We start from the raw sequence: 20,661 nt of genomic DNA, 5'->3' as shown, positions 1-20,661 counted from the left end.
GATGAAGGTTATTATTATAGATGACGAGAGAGCTATGCATTTCATTATGAAACGAATGCTTGCCAAAATAGATGGGATCGAAATCGTGGGGAGCTTTCAGGAGACCACAGCTGCCTTATCTTATGTGATGAATCATCATGTGGACCTCATATTCTTAGATATTCGTATGCCAGGAGAGAATGGAATTGAGCTCGCTGTCCGGTTAAGAGAGCAAGGCAGACTGGTGAAGCTTGTTTTCGTTACTTCCTATAAAGAATATGCTTCGGCTGCATTCGAGGTTCATGCCTATGACTACATGGTGAAGCCTGTTGAACAAGATAGACTACATAGAACGATACGCAGGGCGCTTTCAGAGAAGCTTTAGTTTATTTGTTGATTACTATAGGCTAACTTAATCATCCTTGATAAAATAGTACAAATCGCTCAAACCTAACTTTGACAGGAGCTGGCATCAATGAAATACAATATGTCCTTATCAGCGCTGCTGATGGCGGCAACTTGCTGCTTACTGATGCTATGTTATCTCTGCTGGAAAAGAAGGGAATTACCCATCGCCGTCAGTTATGGACTAGGCATGCTGGCTGGTGCTTTTTACACATTAGGTTATGCCTATGAAATTATTAGTCCCACGCTGGAACAAATTCGTTTCTGGCTTCGAGTTGAGTATGTGGGTATTCCTTTTGCCTCGACAGTATGGATTATTATGGTGTTGCAGTATACGGGACGGCAGGCACTTGTTCGCAAACCTATTATTGCGCTACTAATGATCGTACCCATAATTACAATTATTGCTCATAATACAAACGAGTGGCACCATTTATATTATCGCAGCTTGTCTATTGATGTTTCGGAGGGGTTTCCGCTAGTAACCTTGGTTGTGGGTCCCTTTTACATGTTTCATGTTGTCTATTCGTATCTCTTTTTTATAATCGGAATGGGTTTATTGATCCAGAAGTATCGACGGTCATCGGTTCGTATGAAGAAGCAAGTCATGCTGATGATGATTGGTTCCCTGGGTCCTTATGGGTTTGCGATTATTTATTTGAGCGGTATGTTTAATTTAGCTATTGATATTTCGCCGTTTGGCTTTGTTTTCTCAGGTATATTCTATATGTGGGAAATCTATCAATTTAATATGTTAAGACTTGCTCCTCTGGCTTTAGAGAAGGTGTTCGAGTCGATGCAGGATGCTGTTATTTTAATTGATCTTGATAATAAAATAACGGGATATAATCAATCAGCTAATGAGTTCATGGCTAGGATAAATGAGAAAGCAGCCGTTGGACAGCCTGTAACGGAAATATTTATGTCTTACCCCCACATAGTAGATATCGTTACTCAGAAGGTATCAATCAATGAAAGGTTGAAAATTTCAAGAGATAACGAGGATCGATTTTATAACATCTATTTGACGCCGATTATTGACCACAAACAAAAGAAGGTTGGCAAGATGGTGATGTTAAACGATGTAACTGAGGCGGTTAACTATGAGGCCACATTACTCGAGAAATCCCAACAGCTAGCTGAGCTCAATACATTCAAGGATAAGATGTTTAACGTTATCGCACATGATATTCGCGATCCTCTTGCCGTACAAGTCAACCTAATGGAATTGATGGAGGAGGAAATGCAGACTTGTGGCGGAACACACGATGAAATCATTCATGAGATGGGACTGCAAATTCAGAGTTCATATACGTTGGTAGAAAGCTTACTGGACTGGTTTCAGAATCAGAGGGGCGGTATGGTGTTCAGCCCGGTTATTAGGGATTTGGCTAGTGTGGTTCGGACGAATATGGACATGATGCAGGTTAGAAGCGACGGCAAGCGTATAAAGATCATATCCAATATACTAGACAATGTGCTCGTATTTGCAGATAAAGAGATGCTAGATTTAATCATTCGCAATCTACTATCTAATGCAATTAAATTTACGAATAATGAGGGGCAAATCCGTATAGAAGCGATTCATGCTGATGGTAAAGTCATTGTTTCTGTCAGCGACACAGGATCTGGAATATCGGAGGATCAAGCCGAAACCTTATTGCAGGAAGCATACCCTATATCATCATTAGGGACTGCCGGTGAGCGAGGGGTTGGGCTGGGACTTACTCTCTGTAGGGAATTCGTCCAATTAAACGGCGGCGAAATTTGGTTTGACAGTGAGCTTGGGCAAGGAACAACCTTTTACTTTTCGATTCCCACCCCACCGTCGTAACCTGCAGCTTTGAATGGTGAGAAAGCTCTGGCTTAGTCGAGCAACAGGTGCTGAAGCGGGCCTGAAGTGTGGGAGATATCCGGTGTCCCAGCAATTAGGCCGCTGAGAGCGGTCTAAATGGTCGGAATCACTGGTCGGCGGTATTAAGCCGCTGGGAGCGGTCTAAATGGTCGGAATCACTGGTTTCGGCGGTTTTAAGCTGATTACAGTAGTTATTTAATTAAGCTTTTCGTTGCCTGATACATCTTTTCCACACATACGTTTACTTCGTCTCGAGACATTCGTATACGGTCCACAGAATCACCATACCCGATTTCATTTTTGCCAGTGGCTAATTCGTTGAATATTCCATCCGCGAAGGCATCTAATGGTTCGCCTTGCTTATGCATTCCTGCCCCTCCTAAATCTGTATTGACCGCTGGAGGAGCAACTTCAATGACCTCGACCGATGTATCACTAAGCTGATGCCTTAGGCTGATGGTAAAGGAATGAAACGCTGCTTTGGTGGCTGAGTATATTGGGGCAATCGGAAATGGTGTAAAAGCCAGTCCGGATGTGACGTTAATGATCGTCGCTGTTTCTTTTGACGCAAGATAAGGTGCGAACAGCATGGATAGATGGAAAGGGGCTTCCATATTAGTTGTGATTTCTTTACTGAAATAATTCCAGTTGTCTCTCACATCCGCTGTAAGTACATTATAGAGTTGCTGGATGCCAGCATTATTGACCAGCACATTCACGTCAGGATAATTCGCGGTTACCCAGTCAAATAACGCTACACGCTCGGATGCTAGATCCAAATCAGTTACTCGCGTGATGAGACCAGGAAATTGTTCTTTCGCAGCTTGGAGTGCATTTTCCCGTCGGCCACAAACAATGACTTGATTCCCAGCTTTCATAAATCTTTCTGCAAACGCCAATCCGATTCCCGCATTTCCGCCCGTAATCAGTACTGTATTCCCTGAAAGCTTCATGTTCGTCCCTCCTCGGTCTGTTTTAAATAGCGATCAATCTTCTTATCAATTCCTGGTACGTATTTAGTCAGTAATGAAATCTCATCCAGCACTCTTTGCTTGTGCTTCCTGATCATATCAAGCCGGAATTCGAGGGTGGAATCACCTTCTACAAACCACTCCATGTACTGCCTAATGCTTTTGATTGGCATGTGTGTGTTCTTTAAGTAAATGAGAGATTGAAGGAGTGCCATCTGGTGCTCCGAAAATAAACGCCTGCCCGCCTCATCACGCTCGATTAGCGGCAGTAGTCCTTTTTTATCATAATAACGCAATGTTGATTCTGGAATATTGAACTTGGCTGAAGCTTGGCCGATGGAATAATAGTTCATTTGGAGGCCTCCGGATTAGTGCATTTCTATGTCGACATCATCATGATACGACTTAAACTAGGGTTTAAGTCAACAGCAACTTTAACCGATAGCTCGAAACAAACGTTTACCTGAGTAAATACCACTGCCTCCGCAACCTGCACACAAAAGGGAGATGTGTGTAGAGGCTAACGGATCGTATAGCGCTTATTAGCGGTAAAATGACAACCAATTTGTTCTAAACATTCCTGTAGAGTCTAAGATTTAGATTTGGACAAAAAAAGGAGCGCCTCGTATGATGGGGGTGTGACGGGTCAAAGCCCTAAAAACCCAACAGGAGGCGCTTAACATGAAGTTTACCCAAAATGAAACAACAAATCAACGTATTGAACGAATTACCAGTCAGTGCGCTGTGGTGGGGATCGATATCGCTAAAGATGTGCATGCGGCGCAAGTCACGGATTACCGTGGACGAGCCCTTTCGAGCCGTCATCTGTCCTTCACCAATACGCGAGAAGGATTCGAGAAACTCGGAAGGTGGATGCAGGATATATGCGACAAACACGGTAAATCGCGCATCATCGTTGGCATGGAACCGACCGGCCATTACTGGCATAATCTCGCCAATTGGCTATTGGAGCAAAGCATCGATGTGGTGCTGGTGAACCCGGTGACAACGCATCGCAACAAGGAGAATCGGGACAACAGCCCCTCGAAGAACGACCCCAAGGATGCACTCGTCATCGCGGATGTCGTCAGCCGCGGTTATTATACGGACTATGCACCGCAGTCCCCCGTATTCGACCGAATCAAGACCATTACGAGCAACCGCGAGTATTGGGTAAAAATGTCCACGAGTCTAGGCAATCGCATCGTCCGCTGGATCGATCTTTACTTTCCTGAGTTCAGAAGCGTCTTCCCCGCTTGGGATACGGCACGTTCACTGGCGACGCTCCGAGCCTTTCCGCTACCTGACGACCTTAAAAGTCTAAATGGCGAAGCGGTCACAGAAGGATGGCGCGAGCAGGGAATGAGACGTGCAGGTGGTGTTAGTGGGATGGCGACCGCCGTCCAGCTTCTCGGCGCCGCGGATAGCAGCATCGGAAAACCGCACATGAACGTGGAAGCCCGTCGGGATCTGGCTCGTCTGTTAGAAGCTTACGAACAAACCCAAGCGGCGCTCCAGGAGATGGAGCAGGACATGGAAGAACTGTTGAGTAGCCTACCACTGGCTAAGCAGCTAAGCAGCGTAGGTTTGGGCACGGTCGCCATAGCCGTCTTGTTAGGACGCGCTGGGGATCTGAGCCAGTATGCCCACGGGAGGCAGTTGCTACGTCGTGCAGGGCTCAATTTGGCGGAGCGAACGTCTGGGAAGCACAAGGGGCAGGTCAAGCTCTCGAAGCGAGGAGACAGCACGTTACGTAAATATTTGTTTCTAAGTGTACTCAGATTGGTGCGGCATCACCCGGATTTCAAGAACTGGCACAAGCGAAACCAACTAAACGGAATGACGAAGCTGAAATCCGTATTCAAACTCATAGGGAAGCTAGCGCGCCTTGTAATTGGTATGGTTCAACGGGGAGAAATGTACGAAAGCAAGCTAGGCATCACGGCAGCCTAAACGACAGACAGTAGCATGAACGGACTCAGATACGTTTACGAATGTTGAATCGTTCGCAGGACATCAACACCAATAGAAAGCACGGAGGACCAATCGTACGGTTCGTCAGGGCATAGACCCGTTAACTAAACGCAATTGGTCTCCACGCCTTGGTCAGGTAGAACGAAGGAATGTAAGGGCAAAGACCCGTTGAGACATGGGAGGGTGAACCTCCAAGGGCCTAGTGGAGTGTGCAGCAGAAAGCTCTTGCGAAGTGCGTATGAGCGCGACTTCTGTTCCCGCATAGCCAAAAGCGTCAAACGACAACGGGCCTCCCCTACTTTCACTCCATTCATCTGATTCTATGAGTTGAAATCCTGCGAATGAGTGAGCATTCGTGAGCTAGACCCTAAAATACGAGTGAGCATTCGTGAGCTAGACCCTAAAATACGAGTGAGCATTCGTGAGCTAGACCCTAAAATACGAGGGACGAACTGTATCGTGCTTATTACCAATAAATTGGCTCCATATTTTTTCTTACGAACTCCAGTAGCGTTATTGAGGAAAATATAGGAGGAAATGCGCTACTTTGCTGGATATAAGATGTCTGGAGTTCGTTAAAATATAAAACCATTAGATTTTGATCAAATAAGAGCTACTGAGTTCGTAAGCCATCTGTCACGTAATCCCTTTCTCACTACAATGGATAATGGCAAGCCACCAAGTGGTCCTCACGCAAAGCCTTAAGCTCTGGAGCTAATTCCTTACATAAGGCTGTTGCTGCTGGGCATCTTGTATGGAAATAACATCCCGATGGGGGATTAGCTGGAGAAGGGATCTCGCCTTGAATGGCTACAAAATCCTTTTTTCTGGTTGGATCAGGCCATGGAATCGATGCTATCAATGCTTTCGTATAATGGTGTGCAGGATTACTGAACAGCTGGTCGCTATCTGCGATCTCAACGAGCTTTCCAAGATACATCACACCAATTCGATCCGAAATATGCCGTACAATGTGCAGTCCATGTGCAATAAACAAATAGGTCAGACCTAATTTTTGCTGTAAGTCCTGCATTAAATTAATAATTTGAGCTTGAACGGATACATCTAAGGCAGATATAGCTTCATCAGCAAGAATGAAAGAAGGACGAAGAGCAATAGCCCGCGCTATGCCAATTCTTTGACGTTGGCCACCAGAAAATTCATGTGGATAACGGTCATACCACGAAGCATTCAATCCGACAATTTCAAGCAGCTCTCCGACCTGAGCCCTCGTTTCTTTAGTGCTAAGGTTTGAATGGACCCAGAGTGGTTCAGCAATAATGTCACCAATTTTCCAACGCGGGTTCATTGACCCATACGGATCCTGGAAAATCATTTGCATATGCTTACGTTCCTCACGCAATCCTGTTTGATCTAGATTGGTAAGGTCGCGTCCCTGATAAAGCACCTGTCCCGAGGTTGCTTTCTCTAGCTGCACAACCGCTCGACCTAATGTAGATTTGCCACTCCCGGATTCACCCACAAGACCAAACGTCTCTCCCTTACGAATATTAAATGAAACTTTATCAACAGCCCGGATAAATTGCGGATGTCGACTAAGTACATTTTTCTTGATTGGATAAAATTTACTAACTTCTTTAATTTCAAATAAAAGCTTATTTCTAGCCAATAAATCTTCTTTTTCAAAGGGGGTATGATTAGAATGAGAGCTTTCTCTTGAGATGGAGACCGTTGCTCCCGGTTGTCTATCGATCGATGCAATCTCCTCTGTATGCCAGCATGCCACTTCGCGTCCTTGGAATGTTTGAAGAGGTGGTGACTGAGTCAAGCATTGATCACTTGCATATGAGCATCGCGGATGGAAATGACAGCCCGTTGGTAATTCGAATAAATTAGGTATAGATCCCGGAATCGAATATAGCTTCGTTTTGCGGTCGCTATCCATTGTTGTAATGGATTGTAGCAACCCTTGTGTATACGGATGGTGAGGCTTTTCGAATAGTTGGAAAACGGTCGCTTGTTCAACAACATTTCCTGCATACATCACTACAATTCGGTCAGCCATCTCAGCAGCAATTCCCATATCGTGTGTAATCAATAGAATAGACATATTGAACTCTGCCTTGAGCTCCTGTAGTAAATGCAGAATTTGAGCTTGAATCGTCATATCCAAAGCCGTTGTAGGCTCATCTGCAATTAATAGCTCCGGACTACAAGCAAGAGTCATAGCTATCATCGCTCTTTGCAGCATACCTCCCGATAATTCATTTGGAAACTGCTTCATACGTATTTCTGGCTCCGGTATACCCACTCTTGCAAGCAGATGCACCGCACGCTCCCAAGCCTGCTTTGCATTACCAAGCTTATGCTGCACAATGACTTCAATAATCTGACTACCGATGGAGAACAAAGGATCAAAGGCAGCCATAGGCTCTTGAAAAACCATTGCAATACGTTTCCCTCGCAGCAGCCGAAGATTTTTTTGTGATAATTGCACCAAATCATCGCCAGCGAAGAGGATTTGACCTTGCGCGATTTTTCCATTTTCATAATCGATTAAGCGCATTACTGCCTTAGAGGTGATCGTTTTCCCACTCCCGGACTCGCCAACAAGACAAACTGTTTCACCTGGCTCAATGGTTAGACAAACATCGGTGATAGCGGTCAATAAACCCTTCTTGGTTTCGAATTGAACCGTAAGATTCTGGATGTCTAGTGAATTCTTCAAGCTATCACCGCCCTTTAAAGTACAATTTAGTTTCTGCTCTGTTTCGGATCTATATAGTCACGGAATCTATCACCCATTAAATTAATGGAAAGTACGAATAACGTGATAGCAAGCCCAGGAAAGGTACAAATCCACCATGCAACGGTGAGATAGCCTCTTCCCTGAGAAAGCAGGGTTCCCCAATCCGCAACCTCCTTAATAACACCCAAACCAAGAAAGCTTAGTCCCGATCCGACGAGAATGGAGGTCCCTAAGCCAATCGTCGCCATAACTAAGAGTGGTGATAAGGAATTAGGTAGGACGTGACGCAGAAAAATATGAACATTTCTAGTGCCAATCGAACGCGCCGCTGTAATGTAAGGTCGACCCTTTATGCTCATAATTTGACCGCGAATAACACGGGCATAGCCTGGGATAGCGGAGATGGAAACAGCCAAAACGATATTAATCAAGCTTGGCCCTAACGCAGCGGCAACAGCTAGAGCCAATAATATGCCTGGAATTGCCATCAATACATCAATTAAGCGCATGAAGATAACATCAATAGCGCCACCAATATATCCTGCAATTGCTCCAATTAATCCTCCAGCAAAGGCACCAAATACTGCAGCTGCTACGCCAATAATAAGGGAGTCTCGGCTGCCATATACCACAACACTGAATACATCCCGACCAAAATAGTCCGTCCCGAACAAATGGTGAAGACTAGGCGATTTCATGATGTCAGTAGGTACCATTGAAGTTGGCGAATAGGGGGCTATCCAGCTTGGAAAAATAGCACATCCTAAAAAAAACAGCACGATTATTGCAGCGGTATAGACTAGCAAGTCTGATACCGCTATGCGTTTTCTCTTCAATGAGCCAGCCTGTAATAACGGCTTTTGTTCACGCCAAGCTAATTTCGATAAGACGGCTTGTTTCATTAATCAATAACTCCTTCTAATGAGCTCGTCTTACTCGTGGATCAATAACCGAATAAGAAAGATCTACTAGTAAGTTAACTAACACATAGATAATGGCCGAGAAAAATACAACACCTTGAACAACCGGCAAATCCTTGGCCATCAATGCATCTGATACAATTCTACCAATGCCTTGTCGAGAGAATACGGTCTCAATCACAACAGCACCTGCCATTAACTCACCTACTAACACGCCGATCATCGTTATCGCTGGAATTAAAGCGTTTCTTAAGGCGTGCCTATACATAACCAATCTTTCAGATAATCCTTTAGAACGAAGGGTGAGAATGAATTGCTCATTAATGACTTCTAGCATACTGTTGCGAACCATCCGCACAATAAAACCAGAGCCTACAATTCCTAGAGTAAAGGCTGGCAGAACAAGTGTCTTCCAACCATCCGAGCCCATCGCTGGAAACCAGCCGAAGTGGACCGAGAAGATCAGAATCAAGAGTATTCCCGACCAGAAGGATGGCATTGAAATTCCGAACAATCCAACTATTCTTGTTACGATATCAATCCATGAATTTCGATGAATAGCTGAAAGCACTCCGAGAAATATGCCAACAGCCGCTGAAATAAGAGAGCTAGCTAAAGTTAATGCTAATGTATCTGGAAAATGTTTAATAATCTTCGGTAAAACCGGCTCACTATTAAGAATAGATTTACCGAAGTCACCGTGAAGCATTTGATTGGCATAGGTTAAAAACTGCGAGACAAACGATTTGTCGAGCCCTAATTGATGCCGTAGGTTTGCTATATCCTCTGGTGTTGCTGTATTGGGATCCAGCATTTGTAACACTGGATCCCCCGGGAGCAGATAAATGATAATGAAGACTAATACCAATGAACCCAATATAACCAACAGAGAAGTAGAGAGCCGCACCAGAATTAATTTTGTCATCATTTATCACCTAATTCTAACTATTTTGTAATCGAAACATCATTAAACAGAGGATATCCAAGCGCATCAAATTTCAGTCCAGTTACGGTTTTCGATGCTGCAACAGTGTAAGGAAATACATAAATCGGGATGATGTAAGCCTTATTGATAATGAGCTGCTGTGCTTGTTTGTATATCTCTACGCGTTTGGTATTATCTTGCTCAACAGCACCTTTGTTAAGAAGATCATCTAACTCTGGATCCAGCACGCCAGGAATATTTCCGCCTCCAACAATCTTAACGAGTGAATGATAGAATGCGAATAATGCATTGGGATCGGAATTCGTTTGACTGTTCCCAAATATATCGTAGCCATCCTTCACGAATACACTGTTCAATACATCTTTAGTGATCTCTACTTCGACTGTAATACCGATTTTTTTCAGCTGTTGTTGAACAATGGCTGCAATATCATTTCTTTTTTCACGGTTTGGAGAGCTATCTACATAATGTAATGTTAGCTTTTTACCATCTTTTTCACGCAAGCCATCCTTACCTTTAACCCAGCCAATCTCATCTAACAAGCTGTTTGCTTTATCAATATCCAGCTTAATTCCATTTTCCAACGATTTATCGTAGCCCAATAACCCCGGACTAATCGGTGACCAAGCTTGTTCATAGGTCCCTAAATATAAGGTCTGAACGATAGTTGTAACATCAATGCCATATTGGAGCGCTTGTCGAGCTTTTAGTTCATTCCATGGCTTCTTTCTTTGATTAATAAATAACGTATACGGCAAACCATTGGTATTTACTTGCAGGAGCTGCAGCTTATCTTCTTTTTTCAAGGAAAGTATATTCTGAGGCGGTATAGATTCAGCAGCTTGCACTTGATTGCTTTGCACACTACCCAATCTTGTTGCTTCCTCCGGAATAATTTTGAAGCTGATTGTATCTAGATTGGCTGCCGATTTATTATCTACGTTGCTAGGTCCCCAGTTATAATCTGGATTTCTTTCTACATTAATTTGAGCGTTGTCATCCCATTTAACAAATTTGAAAGGTCCTGACCCTACTGGATTCCTGCCGAACTGATCTCCGAATTTCTTAGCAGCTGTAGGAGATACAATTCCAACAAGTGCTTGACTTAGATTGCCAAGGAAATCAGCCGACGGTGTAGCTAGATTTAATTTAATCGTAAACTCATCAATGATATCTGAAGAAACATAAGGTCTGATTAGGGCTGCTGCATTAGCGGCTTTCGTGGTGGGGTCAAGAATGCGATCGAAGTTATACTTAACCGCTTCTGCGTTAAAAGGAGTTCCATCATGGAACTTTACGTCTTTACGTAGTTTAAAAGTATAGCTCTTGCTATCAGGCGCTAATTCCCATTCTGTTGCTAGCCAAGGTTTAATAGAACCGTCCGCATCCTGAACGACTAAGCTGTCATAAATCGTTCTAAGTACTCTAACCGAAACGGCTACTCGGCTTACATGTGGATCCAATAAATCAGGTGAAGTTGCTAAGGCATAAGTTAGCTCGCCGCCTTTGGCAGCCTCTTCAGGCTCTTCAGCTTTTTCGGATGGTGATGGTGCTACACTTGCGGGTGGTGCTTTACTCGCTTCTTCCTTTTTGGTGTTTGAAGCACAAGCTGTTAATACTAAGATTAAAGCCAGGCTAATTAACGTTAATTTGTTCCATAGTCTCATTTTCTTGTTCATTCTAAACAACCTCATTCTATTTTTAGATTTTTATAGTGTGTTAGTAACGGCACTCTTTTCTAATGTATAACGGTTAGCCGGGATAGGAAGACCTAAATGACCACGAAGGGTTGTTGATTCATATTCCGTTTTGTATAACCCTCTTTCTTGAAGAATCGGCACCACCAGGTCCACAAATTCATCTAAACCGCCAACAGTCCCATGGAATATAACGAATCCGTCTGCAGCTTCATTCTCAAACCACCTTTGCAATGAATCTGCAATTTGAACGGGTGTGCCAACAAACTCTCCTCTTGGAATGGTTATCCATAAGGCTACCTGTCGTAATGTCAAATTTCTCGCCCGAGCTTGCTCTTTTATTTTGCTCGTACTGCCTTGAAAGCTATTTCCCCCTAAGTCACCAAGCTCAGGAAACGTTTCATCTAGTGGATATTGTGAAAAATCATGGTGGTCAAAGAGTCGGCCGAGGTTCTCCAAAGCTTTATCGATGGTCACCAGATTGGCGTACTCTTGATACCTCAATTCTGCTTCTTCAGCTGTCCGACCGATAATTGGCGTAATGCCTGGAAATATCAGCACATCATCAGGCGAACGACCATTCGAGACTACTCTAGTTTTAATGTCCCTATAATATTCTTGGGCGCTTGCTATATCGAAATGAACGGTAAATATAGAGTCAGCCACTAATGCGGCAAAATTTTTGCCAACCTCTGAGGTTCCTGCTTGAAAAATAACGGGATGCCCTTGTGGAGATCGTGCAATATTCAATGGACCTTTTACCGAGAAAAAATCACCCTTGTGGTTCAAAGTGTGTAATTTATCTGGATCGAAGAAGACACCAGATTCTTTATCTCTTATAAAAGCGTCATCCTCCCAAGAATCCCAAAGTCCTCTAGTCACCTCCAGATGCTCGGCAGCTATCTTATAACGCGAATCGTGTTCAGGGTGCTCCTGTTTACTATAATTAGTAGCTGTCCCCGCCAGAGGTGTAGTGACAATATTCCAGCCTGCTCGACCGCCGCTTATCTTATCAATCGTTCCGAATTGACGCGCTACTGTGAAGGGTTCACTGTAAGAGGTTGATAGTGTACCGACTAATCCGATATTGGAGGTCACTGCTGCTAATGCGCTTAAGAATGCAATCGGTTCAAAACGATTAAGAAAATGTGGAATGGTCTTCTCATTGATGTATAAGCCATCTGCGATGAATAAAAAATCGAACTTGCCTTCTTCAGCCTTTATAGCCAATTTCTTATTAAAATCAAAATTCACACTTGCACCCGGTACTGAATCCGCATGTCTCCAAAGCCCCATATTACTGCCATTGATGTTTAAGTCTGCTCCTAGTTTAATCTTGCGCTGTTTTGTCATTTTGTTACTCCTTATCAATGTGAAATGATATAGCAAAAAAAACTCCTGTGGCGATCACAGCAGCTTTTGGATGTCCAATCAGCTTTATTGATTGTTAAATTTTAGTAATTATTCCTATAGGTTTTGTAGGTATTTACCTTATGGAAAATCATAGCAATTGGCGTGTGGTCCGTCAATCCGTTTTCCAATCAGTTCTTTCTATTAACGCATTGAATAATTCTATCCTGAACTGTAATCTATGGTAGAATGTCAGGTATAGATTTCATTTCTATTTTATTATTGGAGGCGCTTACTTATGGAACAACAATTGCAGCAAGAAGGATATTTTGGAGAGTTCGGGGGCAGCTTTGTCCCACCGGAGCTGCAGGAAGTGTTGAGCTATTTGAGTGAGCAATTTAACAAGTTTAAAGACGACCCGGAGTTTAAAGAAGAGCTTAGCTATTACATGCTTGAATATGTTGGTCGCGAGAATCCGCTGACTTATGCGGAGCGACTGACGAATGCTTGGGGAGGCCCGAAGATTTACTTAAAGCGCGAGGATCTGAATCATACTGGAGCGCATAAGATCAACAACGCTATTGGTCAGATTCTGCTCGCTAAAAGAATGGGTGCCAAGCGGATTATCGCCGAGACTGGCGCTGGACAGCACGGTGTTGCTACGGCAACGGCCTGCGCTATGTTCAATATGGAATGTATTATCTACATGGGAGCTGAAGATACACGCCGGCAGGCGCTTAACGTGTTCCGAATGGAGCTGCTCGGCGCGACTGTCGTGCCAGTAAATAAAGGCCAAGGACGACTGAAGGACGCGGTAGATGAGGCGCTGGACGATCTAGTGCGCAACTATAAAAATACGTTTTATTTGCTCGGCTCCGCAGTTGGTCCGCATCCGTTTCCGACGATGGTCAAGCACTTTCAAGCGATCATTAGCGAAGAATCGAAGCGGCAGATTTTGGAGAAAGAAGGCCGTTTGCCGGATGCGGTAGTGGCCTGTGTAGGCGGCGGCAGTAATGCAATCGGTGCATTCGCTCACTACATCGATGAGCCGACAGTTCGTTTGATCGGCGTTGAGCCAGATCAAGCACCATCCTTAACCGAAGGTGTCCCGAGCATCATTCACGGCTTCAAGTGTTTAGTGTTGCTAGACGAGGAAGGCCAACCGAAGAAAACCTATTCGATTGCCGCGGGACTTGACTATCCGGGCATTGGACCCGAGCATAGCAACCTGAAGGTGACAGGCCGGGCTGAATATGCAACTGTCTCCAATGAGGAAGTGCTGGAAGCCTTCCAGGAGCTGTCCCGCACGGAAGGAATTATTCCTGCCCTAGAAAGTGCGCACGCGATTGCACACGCGAAAAAGCTGGCGCCGACGATGAATCAGGATCAAATTATTATCGTCAATCTGTCTGGTCGTGGGGATAAGGATGTCGAGCAAGTGTATCAAATGCTCAAATAAATTAACGAATGCATCAGTATTTACAATAGAGAGAAACAGATATGCAAGATGGAAGGGCGTTCTGTTGAGCGCCCTTTTGTCGGCTTAAAAACGAATAATAGCATTAGAGAATAAAACTACGCGAACCTTACGACAAGTAACGGCGAGGTTTTTTGGTAATAATGAGAGTTAAAAGGAGAGATGGAAATGTCCTATATTGTTGATTTTAATCATGTGTCTACGGTGGGTTTAGAGTCTTCACCTGTAGTAGAGGCGCTTGCTGGTTTACGTGCTAATGAAGCCCGTTACTTCATGAACAAATACAAGCATGAATTTACGGTTGTACAAGCTAGCGAAAGCCAGGACACCCTTGATTATGTGAACCGAATTTTGAAAGAAGAACGTGATATTGAGTTCGCGGCCAAACCTTTAGAAACGTCACAGTTTCAGGTTGAAAACATCAAATTTGCCTATGTCTTTTATGAGGACGGTCTTTCGGTTAACGTTATGTATACGGTTGATGATCCTAAGAAGCGGGCCGTTGGCTTTAAGCTTTCTGAGGGGATGGAGATACCAAAGGAGCTAGAAGAGAAGTTTAAGTTTGCTAGGCAGAAGTCCAAGCTAGCTGGAACAATTCGAGGTTCGTTCTTCGTAATTAAAAAAGAGTATTAAAGGTCAGCAAAAGCGCTACGGGAGTTCCTTCCCGCAAAAAAGCCTTAACCCTTCTTGTGAAGTAGGGTTAAGGCTTTGGTTATTTATTAAGCTAGTCGCATCTTGAAATCCTGATAGCCGAACTCGCGAACGACGCGGCAATTGCCGTCTTTTTCTTGCACGGCGATTGCCGGTAGCGGCATGCCGTTGAAGGTGTTGGTTTTGACCATGGAGTAGATCGCCATATCTCCAAACACTAATCTGTCGCCATTCTTTAAGGGCTGATCGAAGGAATAGTCTCCGATTAAATCGCCCGTAAGGCAGGTCGGACCACCAAGCCGATAGGTGTGTGGCTTTTCTCCGGCTTCGCCTGAACCGAAAAGCGGCGGACGATACGGCATTTCCAGAACATCTGGCATATGACATGTAGCCGACGTATCCACGATAGCAATCTCTATGCCGTTCCGGTGGATATCCAGTACCGAGGTAACCAGATAGCCTGCATTGAGTGCTACTGCTTCTCCGGGTTCAAGGTAGACTACTAATCCGTAGTTATCCTGCATTCGCTTAATGCAAGCTTCAAGCTTCGGGATATCATAGTCGTCTCTTGTAATATGGTGACCGCCACCGAAATTGACCCATTCCATCTGTGGCAGCCATTGCCCGAATTTTTCCTCGACCGCATTCAGCGTTGTTTCCAAATCATCCGAGTTCTGCTGGCAAAGGGTATGGAAGTGCAATCCCGAGACGCCTTCAAGTAGCTCCTGACGGAATTCCTCTTGTTTTACGCCAAATCTTGACCCTGGTGAACACGGATCATAGATTTCATGTCCTTCTTGCGTCGAGCATTCCGGATTGATGCGAAGGCCCACTTTTCTGCCTGCTGCAAGAGCCTTCGCTTTATATTTTTCCAACTGGGAGAAGGAATTGAAGATAATATGATCGCAAATGGATATAATTTCGTCAATTTCATCTTCACGATAGGCAGGGGCAAAGACGTGATTTTCTTTGCCCATTTCCTCGTGAGCCAGCCGCGCTTCGAACAAACCACTCGCAGTCGTGCCGTTTAAGTATTTTCCAATGAGGGGGTACATAGCAGTCATGGAAAAAGCTTTTTGCGCCAGCACGATTTTGGCTCCCGTACGCTGCATAACGCCATTCAGGATTTTAAGGTTCTTTTCGATGAGCGCTTCATCGACTACGTAACAGGGTGTCGGTAACTCCTCGAACCGCATCTTAGCGAACGAGCTCCGGCTTTTTAGCTTCTTCAGGCAAAGCATCAACAAGCACCGGGTTAAAGTCTTCTACCCAAGGAAGACCCCATTTGTTCAGCTCTTCCATGAATGGATCTGGATCGAACTCTTCGATATTAAATACGCCCGGTTTGTTCCATTTTCCAGTCATGACCATTGCTGCGCCGATCATGGCAGGAACGCCAGTTGTATAGGAGATGGCCTGGGAGCCCACTTCCTTATAGCACTCTTGGTGGTCGCAAACATTGTAAACATAGTAAGTCTTGTCTTGACCGTCTTTTTTTCCTTTGAAGATACAGCCGATGTTTGTTTTTCCGACCGTACGTGGTCCCAAGGAAGCAGGGTCCGGAAGAAGGGCCTTCAGGAATTGAAGTGGAATGATTTGCTTTCCTTCGTATTCGATCGGTTCGATGGAAGTCATTCCTACGTTCTCAAGCGCCTTTAAGTGCATGAGATAGCTTGGGCCGAAAGTCATGAAGAAACGGATACGCTTCAGTCCAGGTATATTTTCCACAAGGGATTCAAGCTCTTCATGGTAAAGCAAGTACATGTCCTTCTCGCCAACTTCAGCGAAGTTATAGCCGCGTTTGATTTCCATTGGCTTTGTTTCGATCCATTGTCCGTTTTCCCAATAGCGTCCGTTAGCGGATACTTCACGGATGTTGATTTCCGGGTTGAAGTTAGTTGCGAAAGGATAGCCGTGATCCCCGCCGTTGCAATCGAGAATGTCGATATATTCAATTTCGTCAAAATAGTGCTTCAGCGCATAAGCGGAAAATACGCCAGTTACGCCTGGGTCGAATCCACTGCCCAGAAGAGCTGTGATGCCAGCTTTTTCAAAGCGTTCGCGGTAATCCCATTGCCATTTGTATTCGAATTTCGCCGTATCTTCCGGCTCGTAGTTTGCCGTATCCATATAGTTTGTCTTGGTGGCTAGGCAAGCATCCATGATCGTTAAATCCTGGTAAGGCAAAGCCAGGTTCATGACAATATCAGGTTTGACTTCATTGATCAGAGCGATTAGCTCATCCACGTTGTCTGCATCGACCTGTGCAGTCGTAATTTTGGTTTTTCCGCCGTCCAATTTTGCTTTTAGATCATCGCATTTGGATTTCGTACGGCTAGCGATGCAGATTTCTTCGAAAACCTCGCTGTTTTGTACGCATTTATGAATTGCTACTGATGCTACGCCTCCGGCGCCAATGATAAGTGCTTTTCCCATTGTTCAATCCCCTATCCCAAGTAAATTTTCTAAAAAGTGTAAAAAATCAACAAAAAAAGCAAGCGAAACACGCACCATGCGCATCACACTTGCTCTGATATAATTAAATAATAAGACTATCCACATAAGCATGACTGGACAAACCTCTTAAGAGCTCGTCATTCAGCCAAAAACTGCATAGTTGCATGGAAAGGCCTTTAATATTCAAATATATCATGTAGGATCAGAGTCTATATAGCAAATAATTACTTTTACCACTCTTATTGACCGTTTCACAAGTTATGTGCGTATGCACTGGTTGTAAAGTAACCAACTTATAAAATTTGAGCTTTTAACTCAATCAATAAGGCAACGAAAGTTGCCAATCGGCATTTGACCCGGCTGTCCGTATGGCCTTAACTTCAAATGGAAGTGGTCAAAGATTATCTGCTTGGAAAGATCCTAGATAATTCAAATATTAGCTTTCCAAAAATCATGCTCCTTTATAATAGCAGGGTCGGGATTATTGAGCAAGAAAAATTTTTAAACTTTCGCAAACAAATCGAGCTGACATCGATTTCGTTATATTGTGAGCTTAGAGCTCAACATTTATGAACCCAATATCCCTAATTTTCTGGCGCGCTGCAGCGCTAGCACACGATTATTTACATCAAGCTTCCTGTATAAATTTTTAATATGAAACTTTACGGTTTCAACCGTAATATTCAGGTGAAGTGCGATGCCTTTGTTAGTCTGCCCGTCCGCGATCAATTGTATTACCTTCGTTTCCTGCTCGGTCAGCATCTCATTTATGAACTCTTCCGGAGTGACTTGCATAGCTTGAAGCAGCTGCCTCACATAGGCCAAAGAAACCGTGGTCGTATTTGGAACCGGATTGCTTGATCTTGTCTTCCAATAAGCAGTCAGAAGCTCGGCTATCCCTGAGCCTTCGTCCACGAAGCTGCGGACATAACCCTCTGGCTCTGCTAATTGCAAAACAGCTTCCAACTGAGCTAAAGCTTCCTCAGTCCTGCCCAAGCGCTGAAGGATCACGCTTTGTACAATGAGCACCTTGATTCGATCACGGAGACGGTCTTTATTGTGCAATAGCTTATTCAGGCGATTCAGTAAGTTCAGCGCTTCTTCCAATTGTTCATTTGCTGCAAGTACTCTAGCCAAAGCCAAATACTCCAGAACATAATGGAGAGACACTTCATCCGTATACGCCAAACCGCACCCTTGCAGCCAAACAAGCGCATCCTCGACTGAGCCTTGCCGTAAGGCCAGACAAGCTTGCTCGGCTTCGATTTTCAACATAAATGATTGATAATCAGGGGAGTCGATCTGCGACTTCAAATCCGCGAGTAGCTTTGAGGCCCGGCTCGGATTTCCGAGGGCTTGCTGAATCGATGAGGCGCTAGTGGCGACGTGAATGAAAATCCGCATAAAGGGTTGAATATCTTTTCGTCCAAGGGCCTGACTTGCATACAGCTCGGCCTCTTCCAACCGATCCCACTCGTACAGTAATTTGCTGTAAGCTGCGAGCAAGACACCCGCAAAAGGATAATTAGTCTTTTCCCCCATAACAATAGCCCATCTGGACAAAAAAGCATCCGCCGCATGAAGATCGTTAATATATGACAAGAGATCCACAAACGGATCATAGCCAAGATAGTTGTAGCGTCTCATGGTTTGAAAGAAGCTGCCTTCCGGCATATATTGTTCTACAAGCTCGAAATATTCAGAGGTTTTTACCAAGTCCTTTTGCAGGTAAGAGGCGACCACGCTGAAGAAGTAAATATTGCCCATGGCCTGTTTCCATTCTGTATTTGGCAGCTTGACTTTCAGTGCTTGGAATCTAGCTGGGGCCTTCTCTATTCTTAGAAAAGCCGCTTCCCAGTTCTCCGCTCCCAACAATACCGATATATAAAATAGCTCAACCATAGGCTTCTCGGCAAAAGAGTTTTCTGGCAAAGCAGATACCCATTTGATTAACGCTACACTATGCGATTGCACTAATGTATGAAGATTTTTCTCGATCAGCCTAACGGCATCCGTATAGTGTTTGCCCGCTATGAAATGCTCCATCGCATCATCGTCCAGTCCATGACTTTCTAACCAGCACGCTGCATCCCTATGCGTTTGCTCTTGTTTGTCCGGATTTTCTCTCGACCACATACGCTGTAAAAAGTCCGAAAATAAATGATGGTAACGGTACCAATTCCTCTGATCATCCAGAGGAATGATGAACAAATTCAGCTGCTCTAATCTTTCCAAATGCTGTTGACTGTCTATCTGCCCCGTTACGACCTGGCACAAAGAATGATTCATTCGGCTTAAGATAGATGTAGCCATTAGAAATGAACGCATGCCCTCCGATTGATGGCTATAAACTTCCTCCAGCAAATAATCGGATATATGATGCTGTCTGCCGTTAAATTGATGAATAGACTCAGCTATATTAGTGCTGTGCTTCAGAGAGATTGCGGCCAGCTGCAGTCCGCTAATCCAGCCCTCAGTCTGATGCTCAAGCTCCGCTACCTGTTCGCTAGTTAATCTTAAATCCGTAGTCTCTGAAAAAAAGGCAAGACCCTCGTCCAGTTGGAAGCGCAAATCCTGTATCGTGAGTTGATTGTATTCGCCCTTCGCCAGTAGTCTAGCGGTAGGTATGACCAATTCGCTGCGACTCGCTATATATAGATGAATATGAGAGGGTAGCCTCTCAAGGAAATAGCTCAAAGAATTATGAATATCTGGACTCTCGATCAAGTGATAATCATCAAGAACGATCGCCAGCTCGCTCGTTATGCGATTCAGTTCATTCAGCAGCGTAGGAATTACGTGCTCTAAAGAACCCCAAAGCCCCTTCTCAAGTAAAGGGCACATAGCCTCGCCAAAGCTTGGGATTATTTGCTGAGTAGAAGAGGTTATACCACTCCAAAATTGAATATAATCGTTATCCCGTGTATCCAGTGAAACCCAAGCCACAAGCACGCCGCATTGCTTTGCCCATTCGCTTAACGCCGTTGTTTTGCCATAACCGGCATGCGCGGAAACGTGTGTCAGCTTGACTTTCATTCCCTCATTAAGCTTATGAATTAATCTCGGACGAGCTACCAGATCGCGCCGCACAAGGGGGATATGAAGCTTCGAACGTACTATCATGGAAACTCCTCCGTATATAATCTAGATTTTCCCTTCTCATATTATAAAACATAAGCACTTATCCAAGTTGTAATTCGAGCTACATTTTGATCATATTTCTAAATAAATGACAGTCTGGCTAACTCAGTTAGGCTGGTTTTAGTATA

Annotated in this window: 15 protein-coding genes; 5 read left to right on the top strand and 10 right to left on the bottom strand. The window is 44.3% G+C overall.

Annotated features, from left to right (window positions below):
- Position 1: 1 nt before the first annotated feature.
- Both KCTCHS21_RS29940 and KCTCHS21_RS29935 read left to right on the top strand, forming a co-directional pair.
- The gene (locus tag KCTCHS21_RS29940; protein WP_130616137.1) at positions 2–364 is read left to right on the top strand and encodes a LytR/AlgR family response regulator transcription factor; all 363 of its coding nucleotides are present in this window, start codon (positions 2–4) and stop codon (positions 362–364) included.
- 90 nt (positions 365–454) lie between these two features.
- Positions 455–2,218 (top strand): sensor histidine kinase, encoded by a 1,764-nt coding sequence (locus tag KCTCHS21_RS29935; RefSeq protein ID WP_130616136.1) that lies wholly within the window; start codon positions 455–457, stop codon positions 2,216–2,218.
- Positions 2,219–2,430: 212 nt separating this feature from the next.
- On the opposite strand, the gene KCTCHS21_RS29930 is transcribed toward KCTCHS21_RS29935, so the two are convergent.
- Positions 2,431–3,192 (bottom strand): SDR family oxidoreductase, encoded by a 762-nt coding sequence (locus KCTCHS21_RS29930; RefSeq protein WP_130616135.1) that lies wholly within the window; start codon positions 3,190–3,192, stop codon positions 2,431–2,433.
- Positions 3,189–3,563: a MerR family transcriptional regulator gene (locus tag KCTCHS21_RS29925; RefSeq protein ID WP_130616134.1), complete on the bottom strand. Its 375-nt coding sequence runs from the start codon at positions 3,561–3,563 to the stop codon at positions 3,189–3,191. Before KCTCHS21_RS29925 ends, KCTCHS21_RS29930 begins: the two co-directional genes overlap by 4 nt.
- 328 nt (positions 3,564–3,891) lie before the next feature.
- Between KCTCHS21_RS29925 and KCTCHS21_RS29920 the strand changes: the two genes are divergently transcribed.
- The gene (locus tag KCTCHS21_RS29920; RefSeq protein WP_130616133.1) at positions 3,892–5,163 is read left to right on the top strand and encodes an IS110 family RNA-guided transposase; all 1,272 of its coding nucleotides are present in this window, start codon (positions 3,892–3,894) and stop codon (positions 5,161–5,163) included.
- A 676-nt stretch (positions 5,164–5,839) separates the two neighbouring features.
- Here KCTCHS21_RS29920 and KCTCHS21_RS32000 read toward each other — a convergent pair.
- The 5 genes from KCTCHS21_RS32000 to KCTCHS21_RS29895 are packed head-to-tail and all read right to left on the bottom strand — an operon-like array spanning position 5,840 to position 12,810.
- Positions 5,840–7,873, bottom strand: a complete 2,034-nt coding sequence (locus KCTCHS21_RS32000; protein WP_130616132.1) for an ABC transporter ATP-binding protein — start codon at positions 7,871–7,873, stop codon at positions 5,840–5,842.
- 26 nt (positions 7,874–7,899) lie between these two features.
- Complete coding sequence (locus KCTCHS21_RS29910; RefSeq protein ID WP_130616131.1) at positions 7,900–8,796, bottom strand: ABC transporter permease; 897 nt, start codon at positions 8,794–8,796, stop codon at positions 7,900–7,902.
- A 16-nt stretch (positions 8,797–8,812) separates the two neighbouring features.
- Positions 8,813–9,739 carry an ABC transporter permease gene (locus KCTCHS21_RS29905; RefSeq protein ID WP_130616805.1) on the bottom strand — a complete coding sequence of 309 codons (927 nt, stop codon included), beginning with the start codon at positions 9,737–9,739 and terminating at the stop codon, positions 8,813–8,815.
- Between the two features lie 20 nt (positions 9,740–9,759).
- On the bottom strand, positions 9,760–11,439 hold the full coding sequence (locus tag KCTCHS21_RS29900; protein WP_130616130.1) for an ABC transporter substrate-binding protein: 1,680 nt from the start codon (positions 11,437–11,439) through the stop codon (positions 9,760–9,762).
- 30 nt (positions 11,440–11,469) lie between these two features.
- Complete coding sequence (locus KCTCHS21_RS29895; RefSeq protein ID WP_130616129.1) at positions 11,470–12,810, bottom strand: LLM class flavin-dependent oxidoreductase; 1,341 nt, start codon at positions 12,808–12,810, stop codon at positions 11,470–11,472.
- Between the two features lie 295 nt (positions 12,811–13,105).
- On the opposite strand from KCTCHS21_RS29895, the gene trpB reads away from it, so the two are divergent.
- A complete protein-coding gene (trpB, locus tag KCTCHS21_RS29890; RefSeq protein WP_130616128.1) occupies positions 13,106–14,266 on the top strand; it encodes a tryptophan synthase subunit beta in 1,161 nt (386 codons plus the stop codon).
- 186 nt (positions 14,267–14,452) lie between these two features.
- On the top strand, positions 14,453–14,917 hold the full coding sequence (locus KCTCHS21_RS29885; RefSeq protein WP_130616127.1) for a DUF8821 family protein: 465 nt from the start codon (positions 14,453–14,455) through the stop codon (positions 14,915–14,917).
- 86 nt (positions 14,918–15,003) lie between these two features.
- Here the strand turns inward: KCTCHS21_RS29885 and nspC are convergent, their stop codons facing one another.
- From nspC to KCTCHS21_RS29870, 3 genes are all read right to left on the bottom strand, one after another.
- A complete protein-coding gene (gene nspC / locus KCTCHS21_RS29880) occupies positions 15,004–16,131 on the bottom strand; it encodes a carboxynorspermidine decarboxylase (RefSeq protein WP_130616126.1) in 1,128 nt (375 codons plus the stop codon).
- A 1-nt stretch (position 16,132) separates the two neighbouring features.
- Positions 16,133–17,371 carry a saccharopine dehydrogenase family protein gene (locus KCTCHS21_RS29875; protein WP_130616125.1) on the bottom strand — a complete coding sequence of 413 codons (1,239 nt, stop codon included), beginning with the start codon at positions 17,369–17,371 and terminating at the stop codon, positions 16,133–16,135.
- Between the two features lie 588 nt (positions 17,372–17,959).
- A complete protein-coding gene (locus tag KCTCHS21_RS29870; RefSeq protein WP_130616124.1) occupies positions 17,960–20,515 on the bottom strand; it encodes a winged helix-turn-helix domain-containing protein in 2,556 nt (851 codons plus the stop codon).
- Between the last annotated feature and the right edge of the window lie 146 nt (positions 20,516–20,661).

Source organism: Cohnella abietis, from assembly GCF_004295585.1.
Classification (GTDB): Bacteria; Bacillota; Bacilli; order Paenibacillales; family Paenibacillaceae; genus Cohnella; species Cohnella abietis.
This window is presented reverse-complemented; position numbering and strand designations above follow the sequence as displayed.